The sequence below is a fragment of the Rhizobium sp. MHM7A genome (genome assembly GCF_005862215.1).
GTDB lineage: Bacteria > Pseudomonadota > Alphaproteobacteria > Rhizobiales > Rhizobiaceae > Rhizobium > Rhizobium bangladeshense.
Genome location: NZ_VCHT01000038.1, coordinates 1 through 10,004, shown reverse-complemented (window position 1 = coordinate 10,004; position 10,004 = coordinate 1). Strand labels below are relative to the sequence as shown.

The window sequence follows — 10,004 nt, the reverse complement described above, 5'->3', positions numbered from 1 at the left end:
TGCTGGTGGTGACTGCCGTCGCCGGCGGCTACCGCATCAATCTGACACCGAGCGAGCCACTCGGCCTGTGGCGCATCGTTCCGCTCCATCGCCCCGTTGCTGTCAATGATCTGGTGTTCATCTGCCCACCGGCAACCGCGGAAATGCGGGAGGCACGAGCGCGTGGCTATTTCCGTTCTGGTTTCTGCCCGGGCGGCGTCGCACCGTTGATCAAGACGGTGATCGCCGTAGCAGGACAAAATGCCGAAATCGGCGCCAGCGTGAGTGTCGATGGGCGGGAGGTTTCCTCTTCCAGGGTCACGCGGCGCGACGGAAACGGTCGGCCGTTGACGCCGTCTGCGAGCGGCACCGTTCCGGCAGGCTATGTCTTCCTGCATTCAGCGTTCCCCGGTTCTTATGACTCCCGCTACTTCGGCCCGGTGCCTGCTTCGGGCATTCTCGGTCTGGCGCAGGAGATCCTCACCTATGCGCCGTGATTATCTTCGACCGACGCTGCTGACATTCGCTTCGATCGCGATCGGCGTGGTGGGGTGGAGCGGATACGTCACTCTACTGCCCGTCGCGTTGGCGTTTCCTGTTCTATGGTCGATCGCGCGAACGAGGTTGATTGCGGCGCTCGTGTCGGCCGGATACTTCCTGGCCGCGTCGCGGGGTCTGCCACAAGGTGTGGCCGCCTTCTATTCGTCGGATATCTGGCCGGGTCTGTTGCTCTGGCTATGTGCATCCCTGAGCTTTGTCATGGTCCATGCCGTCCTCTGGTCAAAGAATGCTGGCGGTCGTCCGCTCCGCTATCTCCTTGCGGCCGTCATCATGGCCATCCCGCCGTTCGGCGTCACGGGATGGGCGCATCCCATCACAGCCGCGGGGGTACTGTTTCCGGGATGGGGATGGTGGGGACTGGGGCTTACGACAGCTGGCCTTGCGGGCCTCGTAACCCGCATTTGGCCAGCTGTCGCCATCGCCTTGACTGGCTTTTGGCTATGGTACGCCGCTATCTGGACCGACCCGAAGCTACCGGAAGGCTGGCACGGCGTCGATCTGGAGTTGGGAGTTTCGCTTGGCCGAGACACCGGTCTTCAACGACAGCGTGACATGATCGCAACGGTGCTCCGCGCAGCCGGCGATGGCGCCCGCTTTGTGGTGTTGCCGGAAAGTGCGCTCGGCTTCTGGACGCCGACCGTGGAGCGTCTATGGACGGGCGCACTTGCCGATGGCGATGCCACTGTCATCGCCGGCGCCGCGATGATCGACCCCAGGGGCTACGACAATGTCGTCGTCGCGATCGACAGGAAGGGCGCCCGTATCCTCTATCGCGAACGCATGCCGGTTCCCGGCTCGATGTGGCAGCCGTGGCGTTTCTTGGTCGGGGAGAGTGGCGGTGCCAGGGCGGATTTTTTTGCGAACCCGGTCGTCCCGATCGGTGCCGGCCGCGCGGCGCCATTGATCTGCTACGAGCAACTGATCGTTTGGCCGGTGCTTCAGTCAATGCTGCACGATCCGGGCTTCATCATTGCCGTCGGGAACGGTTGGTGGACCGATGGGACGTCGATCGTCGCCATCCAGCGGACTACTGCCACGGCTTGGGCAAAGCTCTTCGCCAAGCCGCTTGTTATTGCCTTCAACACTTGAGTGCCCAGGAGACACCATGATCGACGCAGCCCTGATAAACGAATGTGCAGACCCTTCTCTCAAGCCCGCGATCATCGAGCAATTCGTGACGGCCGCGGGCTCGGATGATCCCCTCGCCGTCACTGTCAAATCGGGCGGCCGGTTAATACTCGTTCCGAAAGCCACATCGACTGAGGAGGCGATGGCGATCATGCGCCAATACGCTGGTCAGGCGGTTGTCCGAGTCGGTCTGACTCAGTTACCTGCTGGGGTTGGAGTCAAGGAGCCCGCTGATTTGAAGCCTGATTTCGTCGATCCTTGCCAGAACCTCCGCAAAGGCACGGCGATGTTCGCCAAGGTTCTGAGGATCGTTGCGAAATGGTATGGCAACCCCACGAGCAAAGATGTCTTCCCGCAGATTTTTGATGATGCAGTCTACGCATGGAAAACCGGCGAGTTCGAGGGCGTGAGCGTGTTTCAGGCGGAGGATCCTGGCATACCCATCGAAGCGCCGCAGCAAAGCGATCAGACGCGTCCCGCCGAGTTAGTGCATGGCGAGGAAGCGACGCCGAAAGACGTACAGCCAGAGACGATGCAGGATGTTAGGCATGCGGGGATACGGATCGATCTTTCCCGCATCGGTGGTCAGCAATAGCGTTGAGTTCACCTCGCATTGGCGAGGCATGTTCCGGCCAAGCCAGAATTTAGCGCGGCTCCAAAGCATGAAATTACTGTGCTTCCAGATGCCTGGTCCGTGGTTGTAATGGCGGCGAGCCAGTAAGAAACCGCATACTGACGGGTTCCAGCTATGGAGTTGCCCGATAAAAAACCCGACAGGATCTGATTTCTGTTCGCTGAGCCATGAACTCGCGTGGTTGCGACCAAACCGCTCATTCGTCCAGCCTCGCAGCCGCAACCGCGTGCGGCATCAGGAATGTGGCAATCTCCGCGATGACGTCTGTCAGATCGCCAGGATTGTGTGCAACGCCTTCAACGAAAGCTCGCCATTGCCGCTGCTTTTGCTGGTCCTTGGCAAAGGCGTCCGTTAGGGCGTCGGGGAGGTCAATGGGGATCGATGTCTCGCGGCGATCAAAGGTAGCGGCTATTGCGCACGCCAGCCGATCATCGCCGAAGTCGAAAGACTGCTGAGGATCCAGATGTCGTAGAAATCCTTCATGCGGCTGTTTACTCGCCCCAGCATCACCATTGCCTGGAACTTCTCGGCAATGACCGTTTCTCGCGCATAGGCCCGAAGCCGCGGCATCGGAAAATCGAGCATGGAAGGATAATCCAAAACCTCCACCCCAGGCTCAAGCGCATCGCCAAAACCGATGTCGATCGTCAGGTTAATCCGGGCTCCGCTGATCGAAGCGATCACCCGCAGCCTGAGCCCACCATAATCCAATGCCTCGCGAATACGATCCACATGCAGCGTATCAGCGTCGAACGTAACGCCATCGTCGGCCTCTTGCGCCAGAATTTCCCGAAATGTCTCAAGCATCGGGTCCGGACTCGGATCACCGAAACCCAAAAGATCGAGGTCGCGCGTGCCTCGGTGCGGATTGTCGAACCAACTCATCATCAACATCGCCCCTTTTAGAACGAAGCGACCGGCGTGGGGCGACTGGCTAAGCCGGAACAATAACCGTTCAAGAGCAAAACGCGTCAGGACCAGATCGAAGCTTTGCCCGCTTGCCTTGGCGAGTTGCAACAGGCGGGCGCGCACCGAGGCGCCGACGTTTCTGATTTCTTTAGCCATTGGCGGTCAGCGCCTCGAGATACGGCCGGATCACCGATCCGACGCCACCGCGTTCGGCCTGGTTGGCGATTTCGCCAGGAGTAGCCCTTCGTTGCCGCAGCGCCTCCTGCAGCCCTTCTATCGCTACCGAAAGGCCGATCTTGTTGCGATAGCGAAAGCAATCGGCAATTGTCTTGGCAATTCCAAAGACCCTCACGGGAACGCCTTCAATGACATGGGGTTCGACGCTTTCGTTGAGAAGGCCGTCTGTGAAACGCACGATGCGCATAGCGGGGCCGTCCAGTTTCGGAGCCCAGTCCTTACGGCCTATGGCAAGCCAGATTTGTCCTGGGAGCTGATCTGTCAGGCCGTGGAACGCCAGTGCCGAAACGAGGCAGATAACGCCTTTGGGTGCGCGTTTGGCAACCTCCGCCAGGCTGTGGTTGACGTCGAGCTGCGCATCAGGAAGTTGATAAAGACCGCGGGCAAGCCGGAGCACTTCACCATCTCGTTCCATTCGGCTCATGGTGGCAGCCGTCACACCTGCGTTCCGCAGTTCCACCAAACGTGCTATTCCGCGCTCAGTTAGCACGGTGCGGGCAATTTGGCGTTGCGTGACGGGACTGGGCATTGATATAAAAGCTCGGAGAATTGGATCTATTATCCTAGGATTTGTATCACAATCCCTAAAGCCGAGAAAGCCATCATCGCCTTGTGAATTCTTCACCACGAATAGTTGCCTCGATTGGCTCGAGAGCTGACAAATCCAGTGGTCGTCAAGAGTAAAGATGTAGCCTTGCCGACGGACCTAGCCAATTGACGTGGAAGCATTGCCGGCCGGGCATGAACCCGTCAGTCGGCAGGACAACTTCTCTTAGTCGTCAAGCTCGGCGGTTGGCATCTGTGACTCCTCCGGGGGCCGTTTCAGTAACTCACAGGCTTCGATGCCCAAGACTGTCGCCAAACGGTCAACGACATCGATGCTTGCATTGTAGACGCTACGCTCGAGCGAACTGACGTAGGTGCGATCGATGTCCGCGCGATGGGCGAGTTCCTCCTGGGACAAGCCTTTAGCCTGCCGTGCAGCTCGCAAATTACGCGCAAATACCTCTCGAATCTCCATAATCCGGAGAACAGCGGCTTGATGAGTTTCCTACCACGGAGTATTCTCTACAGCACAAGCGGGGGTCGAATCCTTTTGAGCAAATAAGCAAGACAGTGTCGTTCAAGTCCCTGCACTCTTCGACGTCGGTATGGAGAGGCGCGAGATGAATTGCACAGGACCCAGATGATGCTCAGCGGATATTGTGATGGCGCTCAACCGATATAATAAGGCCGCAGCCTTAGGTTCGGGCAGCAGAATGAAGTTAGGGAGAAGCGGATGAACGATGTGGGCTCATCTCGCCACAGTTTGATGCAAGAGTCAGAACTAGAGGTGCTGGCAGTTGCTGCGATCCGTGAGCACCGCCATCTTATTGCCGCCGATGAGGCTGTCTATGAGGAATGGACTCGCGCGAGCGCCGATCCGTCGGTCTCCGCCGCCGTACTCAAAAGCCTGCAGGATGAGTATGTCGCACGTCAGAAAAAATCCGAAGCCCAGCAGGAGTTGTTGTCGGAAATCATCGATGCGCTTGGCTACGTCCCTAAAGTTGCCCCAGATGGCGAAGCCTGACGCTCATACCAGACCGTGATCTTTGGCGATCGCGACAAGTTGCGGAACGGTTGCTGCTTCGAGCTTTTCGCGCGCTTTATCGAGGTAGTGCTGCACTGTCCTCGGATTGATCCCTGTCAACATTGCGGTTTCCGGAGCGCTCTTGCCCTTTGCCGCCCACATTAGGCACGTTGCTTCTCTTGGTGAAAGTAACCGTTTCGGAGCGACAATCGTCGTCGCAGCTATGATTTTCAGGCGGTAGTGGATCGCCAGTACTGCCTGGATCGCTTTTTGCGCATCCTGCAGCTTTTTAACGTCAGCCGTCTGCGCTGAGGATGCAAACGTCAGCATCATCGTCGACCCGAAACTTCCTTCGACGGGTATAGTCACCCCACTCCGAATGCCGTAATCGATCGCCTGGTCCCGAAAACGCCTGAGTTCGGAGGTTCCACGAGCGGGCCAATCGTCGGCCGTCCAGGAAAACATTTCCATGCGACGCTTGGCTTCCGTAACGACCGGGTCGATGCGGGAGTACTGGTTTTCGAGATAAACGCCCTGCCATTCCTCCGGATAGGAGTTGAATGTGCGGATTTCCAACCCCTCAGTTTGCAGATAAGCAAAACGGTCGTAGCCACATGCGTGCGCAAAGGTCTTCAGAGCACTTTTGATCATACGTTCATCATGCGCGGCTTCTGTCATATCGATGAGAGAGCGAAGGTCACCGTCCACTAACTTTTCTCCTTTTGCGACGGTGCAAGCCTCCCACTCGTCGCGCCGTTCTGACGCCGCGAGGTACCGGTTGCCACCGTTCGGCTAGCCGGAGCCACATGGGACATTGGACGATACGGCAGTTGCTTCTACGCGAAGCAGATCCACGTTCGTTGCCTCGCTTAGGTCTATTCACCTCTGCCGAGTATTCAACTCTTTCTGATCTAAAGACGATGATTTTTGTAGAGAATTTTAGTCACACCTGCGTCGCCACGCGGAATGACCTTGCGACGTTCAGTGATGTCGCGAAAATCTGAGGATCCTTTACCTGGTTAGCGGCCGCTATAGACAGACGGAAAAACAATATCCTGATCGACCAGGACGTTGAACTTGTAGCCCGGCCGGATGCGAATTGTCGGCTGAACGTTTAGATTCTTCGAGATCGTCTCTTCCGCTACCCGGCCGAATGACTCGGCAAAATTCCGTCGTGCTGCATCCGAGGCGGTAACCTGCGTCGCGAGCGTCGAACTCTCGGGCATCGACATATCGATCCCCGTCCCGATGACTGCGACCAAGGCTGCGGAACCGAAGGTCCTCCAAAGATGGCGGTCGACCTTATCTTGGAAGCCGCCATATCCTTCGGCGTCGGTGCCCGCCATGCCACCGATCTGCAGGGTAGACCCGTTCGGGAAAATGAGGTCAGTCCAGACGACGAGAACACGTTCCTGGCCGAATGAGACCTTGGAATCGTAGCGACCGAACAGCTTTGCGCCCAGCGGGATGAGAAGGCGATAGCCGGTTGCGCTATCGTAGACATTCTGGCTGACCTGAGCGGCAATGCGCCCCGGCAGGTCGGAATTGAGGCCGGTGATCAATGTCGCCGGGATGACCGAACCGCGCTTCAATTCATTGGGTGACATCTGTGGCACCACCTGGTTCGGCAGGTAGCCGAGATCTTTGATGTCCTGATTGAAAAAGTCCTCTTTCGATGTCTGCCCGTTCTGATCGACGTCCTGTCCTATCAGGCCGGATTTCATGGCGGCAGCATAAAGGTCTGAGGCACTGTTTGCTGCGATATTTGTCGGCTGGCGGCCGGTGTCGTTGGTGGAGCTTGCAGCCTTCTCAACGTCGGAGACGTCTACCTTCAGCGGCGAATCGAGCGCCATGGCACGAGCCTGTAGACGCGCCATGCGTTGGCGCTGGGCCTCGCGGATATATTGTTCATCCTGCTCTCGCTTCAGGCGAGCCTTCCACTCTTCTTCAGATTCGAGCCGTTGTCGGCGGTCTTGTCGTTCCATTGATTGGCGTTCGACGACCGGTTCCTGCTTTTCCTTATTCTCCACCACGACAGGTGTCGGTTGAAACACCTCCTGTTTTTCTGGCTCACCGATAATGCCATCCGTGACACCCCTTTTTAGCTGGTCACCGAAACTGGCCGCAGGGCTGTTGGAAGCACCCTCGATATCGCCACGATTGAAAGAAAGCCCGCGCAGCGACAGACCAATCACGACCACGCCGAAGAACAGCACGATGACGATGATGGCGACGATGATCGGCAGGCGGTTGAGCCGCCGCATGCCCTGCTGATCGTCGGCTTGGCTCGACGTGCCAAGCTGGAGCGATTGGACCATGTTAATCTCCGTCAGTTGCGCTGCATGATCGAAAGGGGGCTGGCCGGCGTCGCGCCGGCTGCTGTCGGCGTGTAAGCGCGGCCAAGAGCGATGGAAGGCGTCGATACCTGTGCTAGCACCTGTTCGTCGAAACCGTCGATTGCATAAGCAAGCTCTACCGGCCTGATGTCTTTGGCGACTTTGCCGTCCGTAACGACCTTGTAGCCCCACCCCTTCAGCGCCGCCTTGAGGGCGGATGCGAACTCCGATGTGTCCGTCTCCATTTTAATCGTGGCGGCACCGCCAGCCGGGCCGATCTGTTCAGCCAAGCGGCTTGCCATGTCGCCGGCGATTGCGCTCGCGGCGGGTCCGGTGACGGCCACCGGCGTGGAGCTGGTGGTCAGCGCGTCGTCTGGCGTCTGGCAACCGGAAAGCAAGGCGGCCGCGGCGAGAAATGCGACTAGCTGGTGCATGGTTCAGCCTCCCCGCCGGATGGTGATCTTCTGCTGCCGCCAACCGACACCCGAAACGAGGATCGCCTTGTCGATCGCATAGTCGACGGTCATCATGTCGTTCTTCATCCGGTAATTGACGATGCGATTTTGACCGCCAGAGACGACGAAGAGCACTGGTGCATCCTGACCGGAGATCGACTTCGGAAACTGGATGTAGGTCTTCACCCCGTCAGAATAGACCCGCTTCGGCCTCCAGGGCGCGCTCCCGCTCACCGTGTAGGAGAAGTTCAGCTTGTCCGGCGCAGTGCCTGGAATGCCGCCCGTTTCGAGACGGGAATTGATGTCGGCGAGTTTGGTGGAAACATCTTCCGGATACTCGAACCCGACGCGCGCCATGTACTGGCTTGGATGAGACTTGAGTTGGATATGATAGGTGCGCCGTGACGTGGTCACGACCATCGAGGTGAGAAGGCCTGGCTCCGATGGCTTGACGATGAGGTGGATCGCCTGTCCGCCTGTCGCACCCGACGTTGCCGGCTCTACCTTCCACCGCACCGTATCGCCGACAAGCACGTCTCGCACGATCTCGCCACCCTGAAGTTCGATGTCGCAGACCTGTAGTGGAGAGCAGATGATGGACGGCTGGGTCTCGCCGAACAGAAAGATGACCTTTCCGTCCGGACCTGTCGTGACCAGCCCCGGTGTGCCGCGCCATTTCCTGGAAAGATTCGTTCCTTTTACTTCGTTGCTCGTCATGCTCTGCGCATGTGCGCCCGCCGCAAGGACGAGCCCGGCCATGCAGCCGGCGGCTGCTAACAGTAGTCGTGTTCTGTGCATTGAGAATCCCCTGCCCTTAAAGCTGTGCCGTCCAATCGAAATCCCGAACATAAAGGCCGATCGGATTGAGGCGGATCGTCGCCTCATCCTGTGGCGTGGTGAGCGTCACAGTCGCGATTCCGCGAAACCGCCTCGTGCCGGTTTCCTTGCCCTTGCGGTCCCGCTCATATTCCGTCCAGTCGATTTGATAGGTCTGGTTCGAAAGCGCGACGATGTTGTTGACCTCGATGGCAACTGTCGAAGCCTTCGCCTTCTCGAACGGAGAATTGCCTCGGAACCAGGCGTTGACCTTCTCCGTCGATGGATCGGACGTGCGAAGAAGGGCGTAGGTGCGGTCGATATATTGCTTCTGCACCACCGCATCCGGCGTGATCGAGCGAAAGCTTGTGACGAAGTTGCCGAGTGTGGCGCGCACCACGCGGACATCGGCATACTCGATCTGCTCGGGGAAACCTGCCGTGACTGCGGTTCCGAGCTTGTCGACCTCAACGATGTAAGGTACGAGCCTCACTTGTGTGCTCAGATACATCGCGTAGCTGAAGCCGATAACGGCCATGACCAGACCGAGGACACCAACAATGCGCCATGCGGCTGCGGCCTTCACATAAGAGCCATAGCGTTCGCTCCATTCCTGGCGGGCGGCAAGATACGGGTTTTCCGGGGCGCGGTTCGCTGCCATTTATTCTTCCCTTGTCTCGATTACGGTTTGTCGTTGCGTTCGGGAGGAGGCTTCGGTGTGCTATGACCGCCGCGATGCTCATCGAGCTTGGCATTGGCAAGTCCGAGAATGGACCCGGCATAAGCGCCCGGAGAGCCGATTGCCTTTTCCTTCGCGGCTGAACCGGCTGCTTGCGCGCCGGAAGAGAAGCTCGCGCCCACTCCGCGAAGAGCAGCACCTGCAACGGATGAACCGCCAGCTCGTGCGGCTTGAGCCGCCGCAAACCCCGCGCCGGCAGCGCCGGCGGCGAGGAAGCCAGCACCGGCGGCAAAAGACGCCGCTTGCCCGCCGTGGCGGATCGCTTCCATTCCTCCGGAAACCGATGCGCCCTGGACGACGCCCTGGATGATGTTCGGGACGTACATGGCGATGATGAAGACCACGACGGAAATACCGGCGATGGCCAAGGTCGCGACGAACTGATCCGACGAGGCAGTCGGTGCTTGAGCAAGGCCAAGCAGGACGTTCGATCCGATCTTGGCGATCATCACCAAGGCCATGAGCTTCATGCCGACGCCAAAGGCATAGACGAGGTATCGGATGGCAAAGTCCTTCGTGAAGGACGAACCACCCAGCCCGAGCATGATCATGCCGGCGAGCAAGCCGACATACATTTCGACCATGACCGACACGAAAATAGCTGCAACCAGCGAGAAGCAGATGACAACGATGCCCATGG

General features: G+C 58.5%; 12 protein-coding genes and 1 pseudogene. 4 read left to right on the top strand and 9 right to left on the bottom strand.

Annotated features, from left to right (window positions below; all coding sequences use genetic code 11):
* Positions 1-2 precede the first annotated feature (2 nt).
* Genes traF through FFR93_RS39750 form a run of 3 tightly spaced genes read left to right on the top strand, consistent with a single transcriptional unit; the run spans position 3 to position 2,263 of the window.
* Positions 3-476: a conjugative transfer signal peptidase TraF gene (gene traF, locus FFR93_RS39760; RefSeq protein WP_138397163.1), complete on the top strand. Its 474-nt coding sequence runs from the start codon at positions 3-5 to the stop codon at positions 474-476.
* Positions 466-1,629 carry a conjugal transfer protein TraB gene (locus tag FFR93_RS39755; RefSeq protein WP_138397162.1) on the top strand — a complete coding sequence of 388 codons (1,164 nt, stop codon included), beginning with the start codon at positions 466-468 and terminating at the stop codon, positions 1,627-1,629. The genes traF and FFR93_RS39755 overlap by 11 nt, the downstream gene beginning before the upstream one ends.
* Before the next feature lie 16 nt (positions 1,630-1,645).
* The gene (locus tag FFR93_RS39750) at positions 1,646-2,263 is read left to right on the top strand and encodes a TraH family protein (RefSeq protein WP_138397161.1); all 618 of its coding nucleotides are present in this window, start codon (positions 1,646-1,648) and stop codon (positions 2,261-2,263) included.
* A 235-nt stretch (positions 2,264-2,498) separates the two neighbouring features.
* Here FFR93_RS39750 and FFR93_RS39745 read toward each other — a convergent pair.
* The 3 genes and pseudogenes from FFR93_RS39745 to FFR93_RS39735 form a co-directional block, all read right to left on the bottom strand.
* Positions 2,499-3,367: pseudogene (locus tag FFR93_RS39745) on the bottom strand (nucleotidyl transferase AbiEii/AbiGii toxin family protein).
* Positions 3,360-3,977, bottom strand: coding sequence for a type IV toxin-antitoxin system AbiEi family antitoxin domain-containing protein (locus FFR93_RS39740; RefSeq protein WP_138397164.1), 618 nt, complete (start codon positions 3,975-3,977; stop codon positions 3,360-3,362). The pseudogene FFR93_RS39745 and the gene FFR93_RS39740 overlap by 8 nt, the downstream one beginning before the upstream one ends.
* Positions 3,978-4,220: 243 nt before the next feature.
* Positions 4,221-4,469 carry a helix-turn-helix transcriptional regulator gene (locus tag FFR93_RS39735; protein WP_138397159.1) on the bottom strand — a complete coding sequence of 83 codons (249 nt, stop codon included), beginning with the start codon at positions 4,467-4,469 and terminating at the stop codon, positions 4,221-4,223.
* A gap of 258 nt (positions 4,470-4,727) precedes the next feature.
* On the opposite strand from FFR93_RS39735, the gene FFR93_RS39730 reads away from it, so the two are divergent.
* Positions 4,728-5,018, top strand: coding sequence for a transcriptional repressor TraM (locus FFR93_RS39730; RefSeq protein ID WP_027668120.1), 291 nt, complete (start codon positions 4,728-4,730; stop codon positions 5,016-5,018).
* A gap of 3 nt (positions 5,019-5,021) precedes the next feature.
* On the opposite strand, the gene FFR93_RS39725 is transcribed toward FFR93_RS39730, so the two are convergent.
* The 6 genes from FFR93_RS39725 to trbL all read right to left on the bottom strand — a co-directional run.
* A complete protein-coding gene (locus tag FFR93_RS39725) occupies positions 5,022-5,726 on the bottom strand; it encodes an autoinducer binding domain-containing protein (RefSeq protein ID WP_138397158.1) in 705 nt (234 codons plus the stop codon).
* Between the two features lie 311 nt (positions 5,727-6,037).
* A complete protein-coding gene (gene trbI / locus FFR93_RS39720) occupies positions 6,038-7,336 on the bottom strand; it encodes an IncP-type conjugal transfer protein TrbI (protein WP_138397157.1) in 1,299 nt (432 codons plus the stop codon).
* 11 nt (positions 7,337-7,347) lie between these two features.
* Complete coding sequence (gene trbH, locus FFR93_RS39715; protein WP_138397156.1) at positions 7,348-7,788, bottom strand: conjugal transfer protein TrbH; 441 nt, start codon at positions 7,786-7,788, stop codon at positions 7,348-7,350.
* A 3-nt stretch (positions 7,789-7,791) separates the two neighbouring features.
* On the bottom strand, positions 7,792-8,607 hold the full coding sequence (gene trbG, locus FFR93_RS39710; RefSeq protein WP_138397155.1) for a P-type conjugative transfer protein TrbG: 816 nt from the start codon (positions 8,605-8,607) through the stop codon (positions 7,792-7,794).
* A gap of 16 nt (positions 8,608-8,623) precedes the next feature.
* Entirely contained in the window at positions 8,624-9,286 is a 663-nt protein-coding gene (locus FFR93_RS39705; RefSeq protein ID WP_138397154.1) for a conjugal transfer protein TrbF, read from the bottom strand.
* A gap of 20 nt (positions 9,287-9,306) precedes the next feature.
* A partial coding sequence (gene trbL / locus FFR93_RS39700) for a P-type conjugative transfer protein TrbL (RefSeq protein ID WP_138397153.1) occupies positions 9,307-10,004 on the bottom strand: 698 nt, incomplete at its 5' end.